This is a genomic window from Franzmannia pantelleriensis (assembly GCF_900102875.1).
Lineage (GTDB): Bacteria > Pseudomonadota > Gammaproteobacteria > Pseudomonadales > Halomonadaceae > Franzmannia > Franzmannia pantelleriensis.
In genome coordinates this window covers 72,076-93,098 of record NZ_FNGH01000006.1, presented here as the reverse complement: position 1 = coordinate 93,098, position 21,023 = coordinate 72,076, and the positions used below count along the sequence as shown (strand labels likewise).

At 64.4% G+C, this 21,023-nt stretch carries 20 protein-coding genes and 1 tRNA gene; 12 read left to right on the top strand and 9 right to left on the bottom strand.

Translation table 11 applies throughout. The features are described from left to right. Nucleotides 1-32: 32 nt before the first annotated feature. From BLT16_RS08935 to BLT16_RS08925, 3 genes are read left to right on the top strand one after another with little or no spacing between them, the layout of a single operon-like run. Nucleotides 33-1,028 carry an RnfABCDGE type electron transport complex subunit B gene (locus BLT16_RS08935; RefSeq protein ID WP_089658190.1) on the top strand — a complete coding sequence of 332 codons (996 nt, stop codon included), beginning with the start codon at nt 33-35 and terminating at the stop codon, nt 1,026-1,028. Continuing rightward, nucleotides 1,025-1,660, top strand: a complete 636-nt coding sequence (gene nth, locus BLT16_RS08930; RefSeq protein WP_089658189.1) for an endonuclease III — start codon at nt 1,025-1,027, stop codon at nt 1,658-1,660. Before BLT16_RS08935 ends, nth begins: the two co-directional genes overlap by 4 nt. Before the next feature lie 20 nt (nt 1,661-1,680). After that, the gene (locus tag BLT16_RS08925; RefSeq protein WP_089658188.1) at nt 1,681-2,754 is read left to right on the top strand and encodes a carboxysome shell carbonic anhydrase domain-containg protein; all 1,074 of its coding nucleotides are present in this window, start codon (nt 1,681-1,683) and stop codon (nt 2,752-2,754) included. Here the strand turns inward: BLT16_RS08925 and BLT16_RS08920 are convergent. From BLT16_RS08920 to BLT16_RS08910, 3 genes are all read right to left on the bottom strand, one after another. Then, nucleotides 2,751-3,758 (bottom strand): ArsA family ATPase, encoded by a 1,008-nt coding sequence (locus tag BLT16_RS08920; RefSeq protein ID WP_089658344.1) that lies wholly within the window; start codon nt 3,756-3,758, stop codon nt 2,751-2,753. The genes BLT16_RS08925 and BLT16_RS08920 overlap by 4 nt on opposite strands. Nucleotides 3,759-3,973: 215 nt before the next feature. Continuing rightward, nucleotides 3,974-4,276 carry a cory-CC-star protein gene (locus BLT16_RS08915; RefSeq protein ID WP_089658187.1) on the bottom strand — a complete coding sequence of 101 codons (303 nt, stop codon included), beginning with the start codon at nt 4,274-4,276 and terminating at the stop codon, nt 3,974-3,976. Nucleotides 4,277-4,298: 22 nt separating this feature from the next. Next, a complete protein-coding gene (locus BLT16_RS08910) occupies nt 4,299-5,978 on the bottom strand; it encodes a carbon starvation CstA family protein (protein ID WP_089658186.1) in 1,680 nt (559 codons plus the stop codon). Nucleotides 5,979-6,219: 241 nt separating this feature from the next. On the opposite strand from BLT16_RS08910, the gene BLT16_RS08905 reads away from it, so the two are divergent. Beyond that, complete coding sequence (locus BLT16_RS08905) at nt 6,220-6,498, top strand: hypothetical protein (protein ID WP_089658185.1); 279 nt, start codon at nt 6,220-6,222, stop codon at nt 6,496-6,498. A gap of 234 nt (nt 6,499-6,732) precedes the next feature. Next, nucleotides 6,733-7,791 carry a phytoene/squalene synthase family protein gene (locus tag BLT16_RS08900; RefSeq protein WP_089658184.1) on the top strand — a complete coding sequence of 353 codons (1,059 nt, stop codon included), beginning with the start codon at nt 6,733-6,735 and terminating at the stop codon, nt 7,789-7,791. Between the two features lie 24 nt (nt 7,792-7,815). On the opposite strand, the gene BLT16_RS08895 is transcribed toward BLT16_RS08900, so the two are convergent. Further along, entirely contained in the window at nt 7,816-8,496 is a 681-nt protein-coding gene (locus BLT16_RS08895; protein WP_089658343.1) for a glutathione S-transferase family protein, read from the bottom strand. Between the two features lie 130 nt (nt 8,497-8,626). On the opposite strand from BLT16_RS08895, the gene BLT16_RS08890 reads away from it, so the two are divergent. The 5 genes from BLT16_RS08890 to BLT16_RS08870 all read left to right on the top strand — a co-directional run bounded on the left by BLT16_RS08890 (nt 8,627) and on the right by BLT16_RS08870 (nt 15,412). Further along, a complete protein-coding gene (locus BLT16_RS08890; RefSeq protein ID WP_089658183.1) occupies nt 8,627-8,998 on the top strand; it encodes a response regulator transcription factor in 372 nt (123 codons plus the stop codon). Next, on the top strand, nt 8,998-11,085 hold the full coding sequence (locus BLT16_RS08885) for a 3'-5' exonuclease (protein ID WP_089658182.1): 2,088 nt from the start codon (nt 8,998-9,000) through the stop codon (nt 11,083-11,085). The genes BLT16_RS08890 and BLT16_RS08885 overlap by 1 nt, the downstream gene beginning before the upstream one ends. Continuing rightward, nucleotides 11,082-11,360, top strand: a complete 279-nt coding sequence (locus tag BLT16_RS08880) for a hypothetical protein (RefSeq protein WP_340148253.1) — start codon at nt 11,082-11,084, stop codon at nt 11,358-11,360. The genes BLT16_RS08885 and BLT16_RS08880 overlap by 4 nt, the downstream gene beginning before the upstream one ends. Continuing rightward, a complete protein-coding gene (locus BLT16_RS08875) occupies nt 11,357-14,092 on the top strand; it encodes a sensor histidine kinase (protein ID WP_089658181.1) in 2,736 nt (911 codons plus the stop codon). The genes BLT16_RS08880 and BLT16_RS08875 overlap by 4 nt, the downstream gene beginning before the upstream one ends. 96 nt (nt 14,093-14,188) lie before the next feature. Then, nucleotides 14,189-15,412, top strand: a complete 1,224-nt coding sequence (locus BLT16_RS08870) for an EAL and HDOD domain-containing protein (protein ID WP_089658180.1) — start codon at nt 14,189-14,191, stop codon at nt 15,410-15,412. 7 nt (nt 15,413-15,419) lie between these two features. Here BLT16_RS08870 and BLT16_RS08865 read toward each other — a convergent pair whose 3' ends face one another. The 3 genes from BLT16_RS08865 to BLT16_RS08855 form a co-directional block, all read right to left on the bottom strand. Next, nucleotides 15,420-16,553 (bottom strand): DUF294 nucleotidyltransferase-like domain-containing protein, encoded by a 1,134-nt coding sequence (locus tag BLT16_RS08865; protein ID WP_089658179.1) that lies wholly within the window; start codon nt 16,551-16,553, stop codon nt 15,420-15,422. A 137-nt stretch (nt 16,554-16,690) separates the two neighbouring features. Then, a complete protein-coding gene (locus BLT16_RS08860; protein WP_089658178.1) occupies nt 16,691-16,981 on the bottom strand; it encodes an HlyU family transcriptional regulator in 291 nt (96 codons plus the stop codon). A gap of 25 nt (nt 16,982-17,006) precedes the next feature. After that, nucleotides 17,007-18,227 carry an argininosuccinate synthase gene (locus BLT16_RS08855; protein WP_089658177.1) on the bottom strand — a complete coding sequence of 407 codons (1,221 nt, stop codon included), beginning with the start codon at nt 18,225-18,227 and terminating at the stop codon, nt 17,007-17,009. A gap of 163 nt (nt 18,228-18,390) precedes the next feature. Between BLT16_RS08855 and rnt the strand changes: the two genes are divergently transcribed. Next, on the top strand, nt 18,391-19,056 hold the full coding sequence (gene rnt / locus BLT16_RS08850) for a ribonuclease T (protein WP_089658176.1): 666 nt from the start codon (nt 18,391-18,393) through the stop codon (nt 19,054-19,056). 152 nt (nt 19,057-19,208) lie between these two features. On the opposite strand, the gene grxD is transcribed toward rnt, so the two are convergent. After that, nucleotides 19,209-19,544: a Grx4 family monothiol glutaredoxin gene (gene grxD / locus BLT16_RS08845; RefSeq protein ID WP_089658175.1), complete on the bottom strand. Its 336-nt coding sequence runs from the start codon at nt 19,542-19,544 to the stop codon at nt 19,209-19,211. A gap of 150 nt (nt 19,545-19,694) precedes the next feature. On the opposite strand from grxD, the gene argF reads away from it, so the two are divergent. Continuing rightward, nucleotides 19,695-20,615: an ornithine carbamoyltransferase gene (gene argF / locus BLT16_RS08840; protein WP_089658174.1), complete on the top strand. Its 921-nt coding sequence runs from the start codon at nt 19,695-19,697 to the stop codon at nt 20,613-20,615. A gap of 122 nt (nt 20,616-20,737) precedes the next feature. Here the strand turns inward: argF and BLT16_RS08835 are convergent. Next, a tRNA-Ala gene (locus tag BLT16_RS08835) sits at nt 20,738-20,813 on the bottom strand. Between the last annotated feature and the right edge of the window lie 210 nt (nt 20,814-21,023).

The window sequence follows — 21,023 nt, the reverse complement described above, 5'->3', positions numbered from 1 at the left end:
CTGCCTGCCGAGACGCCCAAAGAGGAGCCACTGTGACGGGCCAGCACGACTTGATCGACGCCATCGACGCCGAGCTTCCCCAGACCCAGTGCGGCAAGTGCGGCCAGCCGGGTTGCCGCCCCTACGCCGAGGCGATCGCCCAAGGTGAGGCCATCAATCGCTGCCCACCAGGCGGCGAGCGCACCGTGGCGCGGCTGGCAGCGATCACTGGGCGGCCCGAGATCGCACTCGAGCAGCCGGCCCAGCCACCGCTGACCGCCTATATTCGCGAAGATGAGTGCATCGGCTGCACCAAGTGCATCCAGGCCTGTCCGGTGGACGCCATCCTCGGTGCCGCCAAGCTGATGCATACCGTCATCGTCGACCAGTGCACCGGCTGTGAGCTATGTGTTGCCCCCTGCCCGGTCGACTGTATCGATCTGCTACCGCATCCGCAGTGGCAGGCCGCCACCAGCGAACCACAGCAGCAGCGCTATCTGGCCTATCGTGCAGACCAGGGCCGCAAGCGTTTCGAAGCGCGCCAGCGACGTCTGGCTGCCCAGGCCGAGGCCAAGCGCCAGCGCCGCGCCCAGCGGCTGGCCCGGACCGAGCACCAACCGGCAAGCGCCGCGCAAACGCCAGCGCTGTCACCCAGCGCCCTGCGTGCCAATCGTGTACGCCTTGCGGCCGCCCTAAAGCGCCTTACCCGCCAGCAGCAGAACGCCAGTGACGTCGCGCAACGTCAGGCCCTGGCGGCACGTATCGCCGAGCACCAGGCTCAGCTAGATGCCCTCGATCGGCAGTTGGGCCAGCACGCATCCCAGGCCACAGCGCCTCGCGACCCGGGGCCGCATCAGAAGCGCATGGCGGTCAATGCCGCCGAGCAGTCGCTGCGCAAGGCGCACCAACAGCTGGCTCACGCCGAGCGTCAGCATGACCCGGCCGCCAAGGCCAGTGCCCAGCAGCAGATCGACCGGGCCAGCGCGATGCTCGAACAGGCCCGCGCCGCCCTCGCCTCTCAATCACCGTCACGGGGCCAACCCTCATGAATGCCCACAAACGCCATGAGATATTTACCCGGCTACGCGAGCATATGCCCGAGCCCACCACCGAGCTGAACTGGACCACGCCCTTTGAACTGCTGGCGGCCGTGCTGCTCTCGGCGCAGGCCACCGACGTTGGCGTCAACAAGGCCACTGCACGGCTGTTCCCGGTGGCCAACACCCCCCAAGCGATCATCGAACTCGGCATCGACGGCCTAAAACAGCACATCAAGACCATCGGGCTCTACAACACCAAGGCCGAGAACCTGATGAAGACCTGTCACATCCTGGTCGACAAGCATGCCGGCGAGGTGCCGCAGACACGCGCGGCCCTGGAGGCGCTGCCAGGCGTGGGCCGCAAGACGGCCAATGTGATCCTCAATACCGCCTTCGGGCAGCCGACTATCGCTGTGGACACCCATATCTTCCGGGTCTCCAACCGCACCCGCATCGCCACGGGCAAGGACGTGGTCGAGGTCGAGAAGAAGCTGATGCGCCATGTGCCCAGGGAGTTTCGCCAGGATGCCCACCACTGGCTGATACTCCACGGCCGCTATACTTGCCTAGCACGCAAGCCGCGCTGCGGCAGCTGCGTGATCGAGGACCTGTGTGAGTTCAAGGACAAGGTCGACCTCTAACAACGCCGAACGAGCCGCCCATGGAGATTCACGACCGCCCCCTGACACAGCGCATCGAGTGGCTGCTGACCCTGTCCCGTGATCACGCCGAGACGTTCGGTAGCCCCTCGGCGTGGCTGGCCCGGGAGCGCTATCTGGCCGCGCACCCTACGCGTATCGTGGCGATGAAGTGCATGGACGGACGCATTCATCTGCCCCACGCCACGCGCACGCCGCTGGGCATCATTCGTCCATTTCGCAACCTTGGCGGCATCTTCCACCTCGGCTGGCCCTACCTGGGCGAGATGCTTGCCGAGAGCGTCAGCGAAGCCGCCCGCGCCGGTCATGGCGTACTGATGCTGATCACCTACCACTTCTCCCGCGGAGAGCGCTCCCGCGGCTGCGCCGGGTTCGACTGCGACACTCAGGCGGCGCTGGCCCATGCCTACCAGATCCGCGCCCAGGCCGAGCAGCTGTTCGGCGCTGACCACCGTCACGTCTACCCGCTGGTGTGCGGTTTCGAAACCGACAACGATGCCCTGATCGTTCACGGCGACGACGGCAGCGTGCTCGACATCAGCACGCTGGATGCCCATCAAGCCAATGGCCTGACCCAGCGTATAACCGCGCTGTGCCCCGATATGCCAGCGGCCACGCTGCGCGACCTGTTGCCACTGCTGGAGGGCAACCTGGCACACGTCGAGTCGCTGCGCGGGGTATCCCGGGCGCTGGATATCGAGCATCGCGAATGGGTGATCTGCGTCGGCCGCGGCTTCGACTTCCTGCATGTGCCCAATACCGCGCTTATCGTCGGTCCCTACAGCCCCAACCTCTCGGAACCGGTGGGCACCGCGGCGAGCATCATCGACGCCAATATGCGCGCCGGACGGATTCCCGACGACGGTTTCATGCTGCTAGCGTCAACGCCCTATCAGGACATCGGTGTCGATCGCGCCCGTGCCGAGCTCAAAGCACGCTTCCTGTCGGACTTTGCCAGCCAGGTGATCAGCCGCGAGCACCCGGCGCTTGCCGAGCGCATGGTGCGGCACACCGCCGTCGTGCACTGGCCGACGCGGCGTCTCGACCTGCTCGACACCCACGCCGCCTCGAGCTAGAACCCTAAGGCATCGAGGCGGTCGGCCAGGTCATCGAGAATCTCGATGCCCTGTACATCGGTGGGCAACCACGGCAAATGTGGCCTGGGCAAGTGGCTGAAGGTCTGGTCGATGCTGGCCAGATAGACCGACTCCTGATCGCGCCGCGCGCGCAGGAAGTCGCCGCCGGCGTCCGCCGGAATCACCCGATTGACCAGGGTGCCGGCCACCGGGACCTTGGCCGCCTCCAGTGCCTCGACGGCGCGGGCGGTCTCGAGAATCGGCAGCCGCTCCGGGGTCATCACGAACAGGAAATTGCTCTCATCGGGATTCTCGATGCGCCGCCGGGCCTGATGAAACAGGCGACGTCGATTGAGCAGCGTCTGGGCCACGTCGCGGGTCCGCTCGTCGAGATCACTGAAGGCGTCTTCCTGGGGATCATCGAACGGCGTGGCAACGTCGCGACCGCGCTTCGGGGTCAGGTGCTGGAGCACCTTGCCCAGCTCCTCGGACTTGCGATTGTGTGCCAGCAGTCCATCGGTCCACGCCGCCATCGCCTCTGGCAGTGTCAGCAGACGCAGGGTGTGGCCGGTGGGTGCGGTGTCGAAAATAATCAAATCATAGGGCAGCTGGTCATCGGTCATCAGCCGTGCCAGACGCTCGAGCAGCGCCGCCTCCTGGGTCCCGGGCGACTGCCGGGTGAGGCGCATCTGGCGCTCGAGCTCCTTCATCATCTCCGGTGCTGCGTAGCGGCGCATCTGCTCGGTGACCCTCGTCAGGTGCGCCTCGACCTCGATGTCGGGGTCGATCTCCATGGCATCGAGGTTGGGTAACAGGCGCCGCGGGGTATCGTTCAGCTCGCGGTCGAAGACATCGCCCAGGCTGTGCGCCGGGTCGGTGGAGACCACCAGCACGCGCCGCTCGCGACGCGCGGCCAACACCGCCAGCGAGGCGGCCACGGTGGTCTTGCCCACCCCACCCTTGCCGCCGACCCATAGCAGGCGTTTCTGCAGTAAATCTTTCATCATGCACTAATCCCAATGTCACGGGGCTATCGCAAGGGCCTGCCGCGAGGGGCGCCGGGGACAAGCCGAAGAGGGGGTTCTGGACCAGGGATGGTCCAGGTAGCCCCCAGGGAGGGGTTCATGGCGCCCCCTCATAGGCTTGTCGACGGATCAGCCCCGAGCACTACCACTCAAGCAATGCTAATGGGTACGCTCGTGCGTCGAAGCAGCTGCCGCTAACAGCACCTGAAGTGATCCAGCGGCGAGCGCTCCATCCCCATCCGTTTATGCCAGTCGTGGAAGCGTTCGAGCAGCAGCGGTTGCAGTTCCAGGGTGTAATAGGCGGCCGGATTGGGCACGCCCATCATCTCCGAAAACACCAGCAGCATGAACAGATCGTCCTCATCGCGACGGGCGCGAGCGATCGCCCCGCGATAGCGCGAGGAGTAGACCTCCTCGGCGAAGAAACGGGCCTGGCTAAGCCAGGCCCGGATTTTTTCGCGACGAGGATCATGCCCGGTGTCATGATCGTCGTGCATCAGTCGCTCCTTGGGGCGTCAGTCACCCCTCACCCTGTTCGGCCATTTCCGTGCGGGCGCGCTTGAGCGCCGCCGCACACTCCATGGCCACCATTATCGCAGCAATCAGCACCACGATATCCAGGAACAGCAGGAAGTAGTTACCGTCGTTGAAGAAGGTGCGCAGCTGCATCAGCAGCGCGGCAATGGTCATCACCAGCAGGAAGCACAGCGGCACCAGGGTGTACCACATCGGCCGACGCAGGCGCACCAGCATCACCGTGATCACCAGCAGGGTCAGACCCGCCAGCAGCTGGTTAGTGGTACCAAACAGCGGCCAGATGATCATGCCACCGGTGCCATCGGCACCGCCGGCACCGAAGGCCAGCAGCAGGCAGCTACCCACCGCCAGCAGCGTCGCCGGGGCCGACTTCTTCATCCATGGCTGCTGATAGATCTCGCCCCACTCCTGGAAGATATAGCGCTGCAGGCGCAGGCCAGTATCCATGGTAGTACCGGCGAACAGCGCCGCCATTACCGTCAGCAGGGTCGCGGCGGTGGCTTCCGGCAGCCCCAGGCCATTGTGGATCATGAAGGCGCCGCCCTCGACGAAGGCATTCACGCCGCCCGCACCGAAGGCAGTGTACATGGCTTGCCAGTCGGCCAGGCTCGCAAAGCCAGCGGTGGCGGCGAGGATCGCGGCCAGCGCCAGCATGCCTTCACCCACGGCACCAAAGTAGCCGACGAAGCGGGCATCGGTTTCCTTGTTGAGCTGCTTGGACGTGGTACCCGACGAGACCAGCCCGTGAAAGCCGGAGATCGCGCCGCAGGCGATGGTCACGAACAGCAATGGCAACATCGACGGCGTTCCTGCCGGTACGTCGCTGTTGACCATCGGCGCGACAACGCTCGGATTGAGCAGCAGAATGGCGCCATAGAGCACGATTAGGCCAATAAACAGCTGCAGGCCGTTGATGTAATCGCGCGGCTGCAGCAGCACCCAAACCGGCAGCAGCGAAGCGATGGCGGCATAGCCAAACAGAATCAGGATCCATACCGCATTGCCAGAGAGGCCAGCCACCTCAGCGGGCATCTGCAGCGGCACCGACGGCCCGAGGCCAATCAGCGCGTAAAGCGCGATCACCCCGATCACCGAGACCGCCGGCAGGCTCAGCATGCGGCGATAGATCAACTGACCGATGATCAATGCCACCAGGATCGCACCCCACACCGGGACCACGGCGCTGGAGAAATTCATCATCAGCCCGGCGATGACCACCGCGAACACCGCGTTGACCATCAATAGCACCAGGAAGATCACGATCATGAAGATGCTACGCGCACGGCTACCTACCACATCGCCGGTAAGGGCCCCCACCGACTTGGCCTTGTTGCGCACGCTGGCCCAGATGGCGCCGAAGTCGTGCACCCCGGCAAAAAAGATGGTGCCGAACACCACCCACAGGAAGGCCGGCAGCCAGCCCCAGATCACCGCAATGGCCGGCCCGACAATAGGCGCGGCACCGGCCACCGAGGTGAAGTGGTGGCCCCAGAGAATGAAGCGGTTGGTGGGCACGAAGTCGACGCCGTCCTCGTACTCATGGGCAGGCGTCTTGAAGTCGGGATCGAGGCGATAAATCTTCTCGGCGATGAACTTGGAGTACACGAAGTACCCCCCGGCCATCCCGGCAAGACCTAGCACCAGCAGAACGATAGCACTCATGAGGCAGGCTCCTAGCACAGGGAAAATGCCACGCGGTCATTTTCCGTCGTCTCATTTTTATCGGGCAGTGGTACGCCGGCTAATGATGGCGTGTGAATGACGATAAATCCATTGCACACAAGGCGTTTCTGGGCAAATTACATCGAAGGTCGAAAGGCAGCCGGGGCTGGTCGGCGATAGGCTGCCAGCATGGCCACCGCCGTCGGCGATGGCCCGCCATCACCGCGAAGAGGCTTGCCCCATGGAGACATTCTGGACGCCCCTGGCCATGTCCGCCGCCTTCGGCGCCTTCACCGGCTCGCTATTCCGGCTTAGCCGCCGTCCCGGCTACCGGCGTCCCTTCCTGTTCCCGCTGGTCGGCTTGCTGGCCGGCATAACGGCCTTCTTCATCTACCGTATCCTGCTTGCGGTGACCGGGGCACCGGTCTGGCTGATGCCGTTGCTGGTGGTACTGCAGGTGTGGCTATGGCTGGGGCCGCTGGCACCGCGCTTCACCCAGGCCAACGGCGACAGCAAATAGCCGAGCGTCCCGACAAGCCGTTGCGGCCCGGCAGTCAGGCCGGTACCCTTTCATCAGCGCATGACTGGCCACACTAGGTGATGCGGAAAACCCGTCCGCATATTCGTAAAAAGAATTCACCTTGCAAATCGCCCATGGTCCTAATCCCGTCAATCCCGAGAGATCTGACACATTCGACATGATCTGGCTTGAGCAGGACACTCACCTGCTCCCGACACCGGAGATGATGCTGCCATGAGGCCTGCCTCGCTCGCCCTGCAGAACCAGCTATTGCCCGGTGTCTCGCGGACGTTTGCCCTGACCATCCCTCAGTTACCGTCCCGCCTGCGCCCAGCGATCACCAATGCCTATCTCCTATGTCGCATTGCCGACACGGTGGAAGATAGCACCGCCATAGCGCCCGACGACAAAGACGCTCACTACCGGCGCCTGCTGGCAGGTCTGAGTGATGCCAGCGCCGCCCGAGAGTTCTCTGAGGCACTGCTCGGTACCGGATTGTTACAAGACCCTCTGGAACGAGACCTCATAGTCCAGACACCCGGCGTGCTGCGCGCTTTCCGCGAACTGCCGGACGCGCAGCAGGGAGCGTTGCGCGAGTGCGTCTCCACCATGTGCCTCGGCATGGCTGAGTTCGAGCGCCTGAAGAACCCGCATGGCCTTGAGGACAGCGGCTGCCTGCGCGATTACTGTTACGTGGCGGCTGGCTGCGTTGGCGAAATGCTGACCCGTCTGTTCGCCGACATCAATCCACACATCCACGACCAGCGCGACGAGCTTCAGCGGCTGTCGTTGGCCTTCGGTCAGGGGCTGCAGTTGACCAATATTCTGAAAGACGTCTGGGAGGATCGCCAGCGCAGCATCTGCTGGCTCCCGCGTGACGTCTTCATGGCGCGAGGCGTTGACCTGATGCAGGCGCATGACTGGCAGGATCATCCAGGCTATCGCGACGGCATCCGCTTTCTGGTCGCCGTTGCCCACCATCATCTGCGCTTGGCACAAGACTACACGCTACGTATTCCGGCTGCCGAGGTCGGTATTCGACGGTTCTGCAGCTGGTCGATCGGCATGGCGCTCGCAACGCTGCGCAACATTGCCGACAACCCCGGCTATACGGCCGGTGAACAGGTCAAGATCTCGCGGCGACGCCTGCGCATGATCGTCGCTACGAATAACGTCTCAATCGGCAGCAATGTACTGATGCGCGGTGTTTTTCGGTTGAGCTGCTTTGGGCTTCCCAGGGTTCAAGCACAGGAGATCGGCCTCCTGCAGTCAGGCCATGAAGGGAGTCGATGAAATGGCGCACCAGGCGTCGAAGCGTCAGCGCCCCGGCGACGAAAACTCACCTATCTGCGCCACCGTACGCTGGTAGGCGGGCCGTTCACGAATACGCGCCAGTGCGCCCCGCAGCGACGGGTACCCCTCGAGCCCGCGACGCCTCTCGGCCGCCAGCAGCGGAAAGCTCATCTGGATATCCGCCGCACTGAAGGCGTCGCCGGCAAACCACGTCGAGCGCTCGAGTTCGGCCTCCCACAACGCCAGCAAATCCTTGATCTGCGGATCGAGGAATTTCTGCTGCACGCCCTGCCCCAGCAGCTTGCCGATCGGCCGAATCAGGGCCGGCACCGGCGGCTTGCCGAGCATTGAGAAGACCAGACTCATCACCAGCGGCGGCATCGCCGAGCCCTCGGCATGATGTAGCCAGAAACGATAGCGCAGGTGCTCGTCGCTGCCCACTGCTGGCACCAGGCGCCCATCGTCGAAGCGCTCCAGCAGGTACTCGATGATCGCGCCGGATTCTGCGACTGCCCGGCCCTCATGCGCCTCATCGGTGATCACCGGCGACTTGCCCAGCGGATGCACCTGCTTGAGCGATGGCGGCGCCAACATGGTCTTGGGATCGCGGCGGTAGGTGACGATCTCATACTCGGCGCCCAGCTCCTCGAGCAGCCAGACCACCCGCTGTGAACGGGAGTTTTCCAGATGGTGAACCTTGATCATCGAGCGCTCCATGTCGATGGAAAGAGGAACGTAAACCCTACCACCTCCTGCCAAGGTCGTCTTTCCCCTCCCTTGCCTGCCCCACTAGACTGCAGTCAACAGACACGCCATCGCAGAAGGGAGAGCCGCCATGGCCAAGGTACTGGTGGTGGACGATGAGCCCAACATCGTCCTGTCACTGGAGTTTCTGATGCAGCAGGCGGGTTTCGATGTGGTCACCGCCGAGGATGGCGAAAGCGCCCTGGCCAGTGTGGCCGAAGGCGCTCCCGACCTGGTCCTGCTGGATATCAGCCTGCCCGGCATCAGCGGCTTCGACGTGCTCGAGCAGCTGCGCGCCGACCCCGCCCATACCGACTTGCCGATCATCATGCTGACCGCCCACGGACGTGAAGTGGAGCGCGAGAAGGGCCTGGCGCTGGGCGCCGACGACTACATTACCAAGCCGTTCTCTACCCAGGCGCTGGTCGACAAGGTACAGGGCCTGCTCGGCGAGGCAGGCTGATGGCGCCGCGTCCCGCCCGTGGTCACCTGCCCCGCCGCCAGCGGCTGGTCGGCGCCTGGCTGCTGGTCAGTGGGTTGGCCTTCTTCAGCGGCGCCCTGCTGGCGCTGTGGCTGGATGCCGAGCTGGCGCCCAGTGGTATCCAGCGGATCGCGCTGTGGGCCGGTAGCCTCGGCGGCGGCGTGCTGATCCTGCTGCTGGGGTTGGTGCTAGAACGTCGCCTGTTCACCCCGCTGCGCCATCTGCAAGTACAGATGGCACGCCTGGCGGCCAACCCCGACGCCCGCGACGACTACCCCCCCGAAGGCTGGCTCAAGGGCCTCGGCCCCGACCTGGCACGCCTACGCGACGGCTGGCGCCAGGACCGCCAGCAGCTGGCCACCGCCCATACCGAGGGCGCACGCAGCGCGGCACGCATTCGCCTCGAGCTGGAGTCGCTGCTACAGGTGCTGGAGACGCCGCTGCTGCTGTGTGACCAGCACCGCCGCATTCTGCTCTTCAATCACGCCGCCGAGACGCTGTTCGACGGCCACCCCGGGCTGGGCCTGGGCAAGCGACTGGAGGGGCTCATCGGCGTGGCCAGCCTGCAGGATGCCCTGGCACGGCTGCCCGACGACGGCGCCCCCCGCGAGCTGCTGGTACCCAGCGACGAGCGCTGGCTGCGTTGTCTGCTCAAGCGGGTTCCCCAGAGCCAGGGCGAGACCCTGATCACGCTGACCGACACCACTGCCAGCCTCACCGACGAGAGTCATACTCGCGCCGCGCTCGGCGAGCTGCTGCCCTCGCTGCGGCGTCACGGCGCCGGCCTGGCCAGCGCCGCCGAGACCCTGTCACGACTCGCTGCTGACCAGGCAGCCAGCGACAGTCATCCGCTGCGCACGCGCATTACCGCCGCCATCGACGAAGAGAGTCGCGCGCTGACTACCGAAATCGAGCGACTCAGCCAGCGTATCGACGACCTGCAGCAGCAGGGGGAGCGCCTGGTGCCGCTGTGGTCCAACGATCTCTGGCAGTCGCTCAATGAACGCCTCGACCACCTGCCCGAACTGCCCCGTGTCACGCCGATCGGCATGCCGGCCTGGTTCAAGGGCGATGCCCCGGCGCTGCTGGCGCTGCTCGAGGCACTGCTCGAGCGGCTGCATCAGACCACCGGTCGTCACGCCCTCGAAGGCGAGCTGTGCCTGGGCAACCGCCGTGTCTACCTCGACCTGATCTGGCGCGGGAGGCCACTGCCCCAACGCACCCTTGCCGAATGGCACGCCGAGCACCTCGAGAGCCTCCCGCTGGCGCCCAGCATCGGCGAGCTGCTCCTGCAGCACGGCAGTGACGCCTGGAGTCTGGCCGATGCCGACGGCGAGCACGCCCGCCTGCGCCTGCCGCTCCCCGCCGTCGAGCGGGTCGGCGCCCCCGCCGCCCACAAGACCCCACGTCCGGAGTTCCATGACTTCGGCATCGCCGATCTGCCACCACCGGATGCCGAGTTGGCTGCCTGCTCGCTGCGTGCCTTGGAGATCGTCGCCTTCGATACCGAGACCACCGGGCTCGAGCTTCGCCGCGGCGATACCGTCATCAGCCTCGGGGCCTGCCGGGTGGTCAACGCCCGCCTGCTGGCCGACGACACCTTCGACATGCGGGTCGATCCGGGCCGCCCGATTCCCCCGGCCAGCACGGTGATCCACGGCCTGCGCGATGCCGATGTGGCCGGCGCCCCACCGCTGCATCTGGTGCTGCCGCGCTTTCGCCGCTATGTCGGCGAAGCGGTGTTGCTGGCCCACAACGCCGCCTTCGACCTGTTGGCGATCCAGCCCCCCGGCGCCGGCGTCGACTTCCAGCTGCCGGTACTCGACACCCTGCTGCTGTCCCGGGCACTGGACCCCAGCCTCGACGGTCACGACCTCGACAGCCTGGCCAGTCGCTTCGACCTCAACATACCCGAGGGCGCCCGGCATACCGCGCTGGGTGATGCCCGCCTGACCGCCGAGCTGTGGCTGGCACTGCTGCCGCGCCTGGAGGCACGAGGCGTGGTCACGCTACAGGAAGCGCTGACCCTGCAGGCCGGCGCCTTCGACCGTGAGGATGCCAGCGCATGAAGACACCGCGTCTCGGTGAACGACTGGTCGCCCTGATCGGCGTAGCACTGGTGCTGTTCAGCCCGCCGCTGATCCTGATCGCCGATCGTCCCGCCGCCAACGGCCTGTCGTGGCTGGCACTCTATCTGTTCGTCGCTTGGGCGCTGGTGATCGCGCTGGCAGCCTGGCTGCTCGAGTATCGCCACGACCCCGCAGGAGGCCACGACGACACGTCTCGGCGGCCCGCCACCCGCGCTGACGAGATGTCCGAGCCGCCGTCGCGAGGCTCGCAGTGAGAACCGATCCGGTGGTGTTGACGGTGGCCTTCGGCTACCTGGCGCTGCTGTTCGTGATCGCTGCCTGGGGCGACCGCCGCGCCGAGCAGGGACGATCGCTGATCGGCTCACCCACCATCTACGCACTGTCGATTGCCGTCTACTGCACCGCCTGGACCTTCTACGGCAGCGTCGGCCGCGCCACAGAGTACGGCCCCAGTTTCCTGCTGATCTACCTGGGGCCGACCCTGGCGATGCTCGGCGCACCGTTTCTGATCCGCAAGATGGTGCGCATCGCCCGTGCCCAGCGCATCACCTCCATTGCCGACTTCATCAGCGCCCGCTACGGCAAGAGTGGCAGCCTCGGGGCGCTGGTCGCGCTGATCGCCCTGATCGGCATCACCCCCTATATTGCCCTGCAGCTCAAGGCCATTACCTTGAGTCATGCGGTGTTGGTCAACTACCCGGCAGCACCGGAACTGAGGCTGGCCGAGGAGAGTTTCTGGGTCGACAAGTCGTTCTGGGTAGCATTGGTGCTGGCGGTGTTCATTATCCTGTTCGGCACTCGCCATCTGGACGCCAGCGAGCGCCACGAGGGCATGGTCGCGGCCATCGCCTTCGAGTCGCTGGTCAAGCTGGTGGCGTTCCTGGCGGTGGGCATCTTCACCGTGTTCGTACTGTTCCACGGGCCCGCCGACCTGTTCGCGCGCACCGCCGAACATCCGGCGCTGGTCGATGCGCTGAGCCTCGACGCCGTGCCCGGCGGCGCGCTGGGCTGGGTCGGCACCCTGGCACTGGCGTTTCTGGCGTTTCTGACCCTGCCCCGCCAGTTTCAGGTACTGGTGGTGGAGAACGTCGACGAACGCCACCTCAAGCGTGCCAGCTGGCTGTTCCCCCTCTACCTGCTGGCCATCAACCTGTTCGTGATCCCCATCGCCATGGCCGGTATGCTGCTCGGCAACGGTGCCAGCGACCCGGATAGCTTCGTGCTCACCCTGCCCCTCTCGGCGGGGCTCGAGGGACTGCCGCTGCTGGTCTTCATCGGCGGGCTCTCGGCGGCTACCGGCATGGTCATCGTCGAGACCATCGCCCTCTCGACCATGGTCAGCAACCATCTGGTGATGCCGCTGCTGCTGCGCTCGTCGCGCTTGCACCTGGGCTCTCGAGGCGAGCTCACCGGCTGGCTGCTGGGCATCCGTCGCGTGGCGATCGTGCTGATCCTGCTGCTCGGCTATCTCTACCACGCGCTGGTCGGCGACTCCTACAGCCTGGTGACCATCGGGCTGGTCTCCTTCGCCGCCGCCTGCCAGTTCGCCCCGGCGCTGCTGATCGGTCTCTACTGGCGCGGCGCCACCCGGCTCGGCGCTACCGGCGGCCTGATCGCCGGCTTCCTGGTGTGGGTCTACACCCTGTTGCTGCCGGGCTTCGCCCAGTCCGGCTGGCTGGATCCGAGCTTCGTCGAGTCCGGCCCGCTGGGCATCGCCTGGCTGCGCCCCTACGCCCTGTTCGGCCTCGAGAATGCCGACATCTACAGCCACTCGCTGATGTGGAGCCTGCTGGCCAACGTCGGGGTGCTGGTGGGCGTGTCACTGTTCACCCGCCAGAGCCGTCTCGAGCAGACTCAGGCAGCCTTGTTCGCCGGTGCGTTGGATTCTGCTGTTAGCTATGCCAGCCTGTGGCAGGGTCAGACCACCCGCGGCGAACTCGAAGCGCTGCTGGCGCGCTACCTGGGCGCCGGCGCCGCGACTCGAGTGTTTGCCGGCCAGCGTGACGACGGCGACCAGCAGGCGGTGCCCCCGGAGGTGATTGCCAGCGCCGAGCAGGCGCTGACCGGGGCATTGGGCAGCGCCTCGGCGCGGGTGCTGATCAACTCGGTGGTGCGCGGCGAGGCGCTCGATCTGGAGGCAGTGCTGAGCATTCTCGACACCACCTCGCAGACCCTCGAGTACAACCGCCGCCTGGAGCAGAAGTCCGCCGAGCTGGCACGCATCGGCGAGGAGCTGCGTGCCGCCAACGAGCGGCTGCGCGAGCTCGACCGGCTCAAGGATGAGTTCGTGGCCATGGTCAGCCACGAGCTGCGAACGCCGCTGACCTCGATTCGCGCCTTTGCCGAGATACTCCGCGACGGCCAGTCGCTGCCCGACGACAAGCGCGCGCACTTCCTCGACGTGATGGTATTGGAGAGTCAGCGTCTTTCACGGCTGATCGAGGAAATCCTCGACCTGGCGCGCCTCGAGAGCGGGCGCCTGACCCTCAATCCCCAGCCGCTGGACCTCGCCGCACTGGCCCACCAGAGCGTGGCCGCGGTGCAGCGCGTCCAGGAGCAGCGCGGCGTGTCCCTGAGCGTCGACCTCGAGGCAGAGGAGGCCTGGGTGGTCGGCGATCCGGATCGCCTCGAACAGGTGATCATCAACCTGCTCGATAACGCCAGTAAGTTCGCCGACGAGCAGGCACCGCGCGTGCGCTTGCACCTGTGGCGTCACAAGCAACAGTGGTGCCTGGCCGTGGAGGACAACGGTCCCGGTATCAGCGCCGAAGAGCGCGAGCGGGTGTTCGAGAAATTCCATCAGATCAAGCAGCAGCACGACAGTGGCAAGGCCCGCGGCCGTCCACGCGGCAGCGGCCTGGGCCTGCCTATCAGCCGCGGCATCGTCGCCCACCTCGGCGGCCGGCTATGGGTCGAGGAGGCCCCCACTCTGGGCGGCGCCTGCCTGGTGATGGAGCTACCGGAGGCACACCCAGAAGAGCGCTAACTGCCTCTCCAGAACCAGGCAATTGGCTAGCTCAGGTTAAAGAAGATGCTGGCAGCGTCGATATATCATTCTGCGTCCTAACTTGAGGCCAACGGAATGTCCAAATCAACGACTGGCGTTAATTCTCTGCTACTGGCGTCGCAGCCAATCTTTGATGGCCATGATGCGATTCATGGGGTGGAACTTCTCTACCGAAGCGACACCGGACTAGGAGCGCTTGACGTTGGTGATGAAGTGGCCACGGCCGAAGTCGTTTACCATCTTAATACTGCAATCATGCAGCGCATCAGTTTTTCCAAGGTGCCGACCTTTATCAATGTCTCTGCAGCACTATTGCTGTCACCACACTTCCTGCCCGTTTCCCCTGATCAGGTGGTGATCGAACTCGTCGAACGCACCACACCGGACCAGGCCTTGATCGATGCAGTTAGATGCCTACACAATCAGGGCTACCGCTTCGCCTTAGACGATTTCAACTTCACCCCCGAATGGGCGCCTCTGCTCGAGCTGTCATCCTACCTCAAGGTCGATATTTCCTCGGTCGAGGCGTCAAAAGTGGCACGACACAAACAACGATTATCGCACTTGGATCTCAAGTGGATCGCTGAACGCGTGGAGACCCGAGAGGAGCGCGACGCGTACCGCCAAATGGGGTTTGAGCTCTTCCAAGGCTACTACTATGCACGGCCGCAACCCGTGTATGGCAAGAAACTTCCCGCCACCACCCTATACGCCACGCAGCTGCTCAAGACTCTCCGTCATAGCGAACCAAGCATTGATGCCATCATCGCATTGATACAGGCCGATCCTGAGCTCGCCATCAAGTTAACTCGCATTGCCAACAGCGCCTACTTCAATCAACACGCCCCCATTAGTTCGCTGCGCGATGTGGTGGCCAGGATCGGCTTCCAGCAGCTCTCCAGCTGGGCCGCCCTGTTTGGCCTGCTGGGTAGTGCCAGCTCAGCGCATAGCGAACTGGCATTGACCCGGGCCAAAGCCTGCGAGCTGTTGGCCAAGCGGGATGGCTTGAACGGCCAGGACGCCTACTTTATCGGGCTGCTCTCCTCGGCCGAGTTACTCCTTGGCATTCCCGGCGAAGAATTTTTAACCAGCCTTGGACTCGATTCATCTACCATGGCCGCCACGCTAGGTCGCGAAGGTCCCTACGGCAAGGTCTTGCAGCGTATCGAAATCACCGAGAAATGCCTGGCCATGCGGGAGTGGTCGTCGGAGAGTGAAGACTTGCGGCTCTTCAATATCTACCAGCAGGCACATCAAGATGCACTCGCGCTGTTGACGACACTATCTACATCGCAATAAGGCAGCGTTATCTATTCATGCTTTTCGCCGTCTTGATCAGGCGCCGAATCTCCTGAAGATCGTGGCGCAGCAGTAACTGCTGCGCCGCATCGAGACGCGCCGTATCGACCCAACCATCGGCACTGCGGCCGGCGGACAGGCTGGTCAGCTGGGCATCCAGCACCAGGCCCTGTAGGCGGCCCAGTGCGTCGCCAAGCGCAGCGGCACGCGGCACATCCAGCACCCCCGCCATCACCAGCTCGCTCAGCCGGCCGCGGGTATCCGGCACCCTGCAGCCCTGGCGCATCGCCAGTAGACGCACGGCCCCGCTGAGCGGCAGCAGCCCCTGACGTTTGAGATTGATGGCGCGCTCGTGCGGGGCGCCATCGTCGTCGCCTGCCAGGCGACCAAGACGGTCGAGCGCCACCGGCGTCTCGTCCAGCAGGCTGGCCATCTCGTCGAGGAACAGCGCCGAGCGAGGGACCAGTGCCGCGACCACGTCATGCAGCGACTCTGCCAGCGCAGAGTCGCCGTATACGGGGTAAAAATCGAGCAGGATATTGGCCTGCTGCACGCGCTTGACGCGGCGTTCAGCGGTCCAGATATCCAGCTGTCGCCCCCACTCGCCAAGTCGTTTACGCCACATTGGCCAACGCGCCATTACGTGGCCGTTGCAGAGTGGAATACCGGCGTCATCCAGCGCATCGGTCATGCGCTCGCCAAGCGCCTGAAAGTAGCCATCGATCTCGGTATGCGCACTGTCCGGGTAATCCTCGAGAATCATGGCGTTGTCCTGATCCGGCCCCAACAGGCTCTCATGGCGGGCGCCAGAACCCAGCGTCAATACGCAACACCGCGCCGGCGGCTCGCCCCAGCCCGCTGCGCGCATGGCATTCAGGCTCCGCTCTATGGCCTGGCGGTAGAGCCAGTCGTTGTGATCACTGAGCAGCTGGCTGATCCGCCAGGCAGGCAGATCGAGACGCTGCAGCGCCTCGACCAGCTGCGGCTGCCAGGCCTTGGCAGCGGCGAGGCTCGGCGCCGGTCCCAGGGCGGCGATGGCATCGGCCAGCGGAGCCAGCAGCGGCGGCCAGTCACTGGAATCGGGAGGCGCGTCGCTGGCGAACAGCGTGCGCCAAGGCGAGGCTCGATGCAGCAGACGCATGGCAGGCTCCTTGGTGGTGCCCCCAGTGTAGCGCCCTGTCCGGCGGTGGCGCGCTTGGCCAAAGGGCGCATGGTACCTGACGCTGAATACGCGCGCGGCGCCCCTGGGGGCGCCGCGCCGTTGGGAGCGATGGCAGGCTACTTCTCGAAGATGGCATCGCCCAGATCATCAATGAAGCGCTGCGCCTTGCTGATCATCAGCGTCTCGCAGGCCTCGCGACCGGACACCACGTCGGAGCGCTCGAAGCGGTGCTCGAGGGTCTCACCCTCCGTCACCGGCTTACGGATCCATCCGCTGACGCGATACTGGCCGTCACGATCCTGCGGATCAGGCACGATCAGGTAACCCTTGTACTCGACCGGCTCGGCCTCGGCAGCGGCCTTGTCGCCACCTCCGCCGAGCAGCCCGGAAAACAACTTCTTGAGCATCTAAGCCTCCTCGCCCAGCGAGCGCTCAATCCTGCTTACGGCCTTTGCCTGCAGCAATCCGCAGGCGCAGGGCGTTGAGCTTGATGAAGCCTTCGGCATCCTTCTGGTCGTAGGCACCGGCGTCGTCTTCGAAAGTGGCAATCGACTCATCGAACAGCGACTGCTCGGACTTGCGACCCACCACGGTAGCGCTGCCCTTGTAAAGCTTCATGCGTACCACGCCGTTGACACTCTTCTGAGTCTCATCGATGGCCGCCTGCAGCATGCGCCGTTCCGGGCTCCACCAGTAGCCGTTGTAGATCACTTCGGCATACTTGGGCATCAGCTCGTCCTTGAGGTGCGCTTCCTCGCGGTCGAGGGTCAGCGACTCGATGGCGCGGTGGGCGCGCAGCATGATGGTGCCGCCGGGCGTCTCGTAGCAGCCGCGGGACTTCATGCCCACATAGCGGTTCTCGACGATATCGAGACGGCCGATGCCGTTGTCGCCGCCCAGCTTGTTGAGCTTCTCGAGCACCTCATGGGGCTTCATCGGCTGGCCGTCGATGGCCACGATATCGCCCTGCTCATAGGTCAGCTCGACATAGGTGGGCTGCTCCGGCGCCGCCTCGGGCGACACGCTCCAGCGCCACATATCCTCCTCGGCCTCGGCCCAGGGATCCTCGAGGTTGCCGCCCTCATAGGAGATATGCAGCAGGTTGGCATCCATGGAATAAGGGGATTTCTTCTTCTTGGTGGAGAAATCCACCGGAATCTCATGCTGCTCGCAGTAAGCCATCAGCTTCTCCCGCGAGTTGAGGTCCCACTCGCGCCACGGCGCGATCACTTTGACGCCGGGCTTGAGCGCATAGGCGCCGAGTTCGAAGCGCACCTGATCGTTGCCCTTGCCGGTGGCGCCATGGGAGATGGCGTCGGCGCCGGTATCGTTGGCGATCTCGATCAGCCGCCGGGCGATCAGCGGGCGCGCGATGGAGGTGCCCAGCAAGTACTCGCCCTCATAGATGGTGTTGGCGCGGAACATCGGATACACGTAGTCGCGCACGAACTCCTCACGCAGGTCCTCGATGTAGATCTCCTTGACCCCGAGCGCCTGAGCCTTGGTACGTGCCGGCTCGACTTCCTCGCCCTGACCGATGTCGGCCGTGAAGGTCACGACTTCGCAGCCGTAGGTTTCCTGCAACCACTTGACGATGACGGACGTGTCCAGGCCGCCGGAGTAGGCGAGGACGACCTTCTTGACATCGGACATTCTGGGCTCCTTTTGATGAACATCGAAACCGCACGATTATAGCGCCGATGGGCAGCCACGAATACCGCCGCACCGCGGCAAAGGGCTGGCAAAGCTGATAAACTCTCATTCAGCCAATGCGGGTGACCGCCAGGGAATTTGTTAATCGGTAGTGGAGAGGTGCATGAGCGAGGCAATCGCCTGCGATCTGATGGCTAAGCGTTTTCGCAGTTTCCTGCCTGTAGTGGTGGACCTCGAAACCGGCGGCTTCAACGCCCAGGGAGATGCAATCCTCGAGATTGCCGCGGTCACACTGTCCATGGATGCGGATGGCGTACTCGCGCCCGACGCCACCTATGCCTTTCATATCGCCCCTTTCGAGGGCGCCAACGTCGAGCAGTCGGCGCTGGATTTTACCGGCATCAAGCTAGACGATCCGCTGCGCCAGAAGGTGGCCCTAAGCGAAGCGGAAGCACTGGGTGAGATCTTTCGCCCGGTGCGCAAGGCCATCAAGGCCAACGGCTGCACCCGTGCGGTGCTGGTCGGCCATAATGCCGCCTTCGACCACGGCTTCCTCAACGCTGCCGTGGCCCGCTGCGGTATCAAGCGCAACCCCTTCCACCCCTTCTCGAGCTTCGACACCGCCTCACTGGCAGGCCTCGTCTACGGCCAGACGGTACTGGCCCGCGCCTGCCGTGCCGCCGGCATCGAGTTCGACAACTCATCGGCGCACTCGGCACGCTACGACACCGAGCGCACCGCCGAGCTGTTCTGCGCCATGGTCAACCGCTACAAGGACCTTGGCGGCTGGCATCTTGCTCAGCGCGAACAGGGGATGGAGGAGGACTAGCGCCGAACGCCACATGATAACACCACCGTGAAAGCTGGCACCAAGCCAAAAGCCCCGCTGGAATCATTCCAGCGGGGCTGATGTTTGCTCTCACTGCACCAGTTGCCCGTCACCCAGCAGCTTGGCGCTGGGCGCTTGCAGCTCGGTGCGGGTTACGCGTCGTCCTGCTGCTTGGCGGCGGCATCCTTGACCAACTTCTCGAGCTCGCCGTTCTGGTACATCTCGACCACGATATCGCAGCCGCCCACCAACTCACCGTTCAGCCACAGCTGCGGGAAGGTCGGCCAGTTGGCCACTTTGGGCAGCTCGGCGCGAATATCGGGATTGTCGAGCACGTTGACGAAGGCGAAACGCTCGCCGCAGGCCATCAGCGCCTGCACGGTCTGGGCGGAGAAGCCACACTGCGGCAGCTGCGGGGTGCCCTTCATGTAGATGAGAATCGGATTTTCACTGATCTGCTGCTGAATGTTCTCTACGGTAGTGCTCATGAGCAATCCTGTTCGGTTGGCTTGGCGTTCCGACCATTCTACTGATCAGTGCGCATCGAAAACACCCCTGCCGCTGGATGCTGGGGAGCGCGCATTGCGCCGCAGCGGAGGGATGGCTAGGATGATTGTTTTTTCTCGCGGAGCGACATCATGGCGACTCGCCATTTCCTGACCCTGCTGGATTTCTCGAGCGACGAACTGAGCTACCTGATTCGCCGTGCGATCACCATCAAGAACGGCCTCAAGACCCACGGCCCGACCTATACGCCATTCTCCAACCGCACCCTGGCGATGATCTTCGAGAAGTCCTCGACCCGCACTCGCGTCTCCTTCGAAACCGCCATGGCCCAATTCGGCGGTCATGCGCTGTTTCTCTCCTCGCGGGATACCCAACTCGGACGCGGCGAACCGATAGAGGACACCGCACGGGTACTCTCGGAGATGGTTGATGCGGTCATGATCCGTACCTTTTCCCATCAGGGACTGGAAGCCTTTGCGGCCGCCAGCGAAGTGCCGGTGATCAACGCCCTTACCGACGACTACCACCCCTGCCAGCTGCTCGCCGACGTCATGACCTGGACCGAACTGCGCGGCCAGGTTCGCGGCAAGACCGCGGTGTGGATCGGTGACGGCAACAACATGTGCCACTCGTGGATCAATGCCGCACGCCAGTTCGACTTCCAACTGCGGGTGTGCTGCCCCGAGGGCTACGAGCCCCGCCAGGACATTCTCGACGCGGCCGGTGAGCGAGTCAGCATTCTGCGTGACCCGCAGCAGGCGGCTCAGGACGCCGACCTGATCACCACCGACGTGTGGGCCTCTATGGGGCAGGAAGAGGAACAGGCCAAGCGCGAGGCCGATTTCTCAGGCTTTCAGGTCAGCGAGGCGATGCTCGACCGCGCCGCCAAGGACGTACTGTTCCTGCACTGCCTGCCGGCGCATCGCGGCGAAGAGATCAGCGCGACGCTGCTCGACGACCCGCGCGCCGTGGTCTGGCAGGAGGCCGGTAACCGCCTGCACGCCCAGAAGGCCCTGCTGGAGTTCTTGCTGCTGGGCCGTGTAGAACACTGAGCGGCGCCGCCCCCGCTGCAAGCGGGGGCGCGGCAACCACCACGCTGCCTGCCGCGACAATTATTCAAAACACGAAAAAGCCGCTTATCGCAGTACGACAAGCGGCTGATTCGGGAATTATGTGGTGGAGCCTAGCGGGATCGAACCGCTGACCTCAACACTGCCAGTGTTGCGCTCTCCCAGCTGAGCTAAGGCCCCACATAGGCAATCAATATGCGCCTTCAAGCCTTGTAATGGATCTCTCCTGACAAGACGAAGCGCATATTATACAACGGGTTGGATGGCGTCAAGCGACACCTCACGGCGGCTTGCCATCGCGAGTTACGATAGCACCATCGCCAGTAACGATAACGCTATGGATCGGCATGCTAATTAAAGCTAAGCTTGGCCGGGCGAATCGCTCGCACG

Excerpts from the sequence above, each read along its gene's own strand:
- nth (WP_089658189.1), top strand. The coding sequence starts at position 1,025 with ATGAATGCCCACAAACGCCATGAGATATTTACCCGGCTACGCGAGCAT.
- BLT16_RS08925 (WP_089658188.1), top strand. The coding sequence starts at position 1,681 with ATGGAGATTCACGACCGCCCCCTGACACAGCGCATCGAGTGGCTGCTG.
- BLT16_RS08920 (WP_089658344.1), bottom strand. The coding sequence starts at position 3,758 with ATGAAAGATTTACTGCAGAAACGCCTGCTATGGGTCGGCGGCAAGGGT.
- BLT16_RS08915 (WP_089658187.1), bottom strand. The coding sequence starts at position 4,276 with ATGCACGACGATCATGACACCGGGCATGATCCTCGTCGCGAAAAAATC.
- BLT16_RS08910 (WP_089658186.1), bottom strand. The coding sequence starts at position 5,978 with ATGAGTGCTATCGTTCTGCTGGTGCTAGGTCTTGCCGGGATGGCCGGG.
- BLT16_RS08905 (WP_089658185.1), top strand. The coding sequence starts at position 6,220 with ATGGAGACATTCTGGACGCCCCTGGCCATGTCCGCCGCCTTCGGCGCC.
- BLT16_RS08900 (WP_089658184.1), top strand. The coding sequence starts at position 6,733 with ATGAGGCCTGCCTCGCTCGCCCTGCAGAACCAGCTATTGCCCGGTGTC.
- BLT16_RS08895 (WP_089658343.1), bottom strand. The coding sequence starts at position 8,496 with ATGATCAAGGTTCACCATCTGGAAAACTCCCGTTCACAGCGGGTGGTC.
- BLT16_RS08890 (WP_089658183.1), top strand. The coding sequence starts at position 8,627 with ATGGCCAAGGTACTGGTGGTGGACGATGAGCCCAACATCGTCCTGTCA.
- BLT16_RS08885 (WP_089658182.1), top strand. The coding sequence starts at position 8,998 with ATGGCGCCGCGTCCCGCCCGTGGTCACCTGCCCCGCCGCCAGCGGCTG.
- BLT16_RS08880 (WP_340148253.1), top strand. The coding sequence starts at position 11,082 with ATGAAGACACCGCGTCTCGGTGAACGACTGGTCGCCCTGATCGGCGTA.
- BLT16_RS08870 (WP_089658180.1), top strand. The coding sequence starts at position 14,189 with ATGTCCAAATCAACGACTGGCGTTAATTCTCTGCTACTGGCGTCGCAG.
- BLT16_RS08865 (WP_089658179.1), bottom strand. The coding sequence starts at position 16,553 with ATGCGTCTGCTGCATCGAGCCTCGCCTTGGCGCACGCTGTTCGCCAGC.
- BLT16_RS08860 (WP_089658178.1), bottom strand. The coding sequence starts at position 16,981 with ATGCTCAAGAAGTTGTTTTCCGGGCTGCTCGGCGGAGGTGGCGACAAG.
- BLT16_RS08855 (WP_089658177.1), bottom strand. The coding sequence starts at position 18,227 with ATGTCCGATGTCAAGAAGGTCGTCCTCGCCTACTCCGGCGGCCTGGAC.
- rnt (WP_089658176.1), top strand. The coding sequence starts at position 18,391 with ATGAGCGAGGCAATCGCCTGCGATCTGATGGCTAAGCGTTTTCGCAGT.
- grxD (WP_089658175.1), bottom strand. The coding sequence starts at position 19,544 with ATGAGCACTACCGTAGAGAACATTCAGCAGCAGATCAGTGAAAATCCG.
- argF (WP_089658174.1), top strand. The coding sequence starts at position 19,695 with ATGGCGACTCGCCATTTCCTGACCCTGCTGGATTTCTCGAGCGACGAA.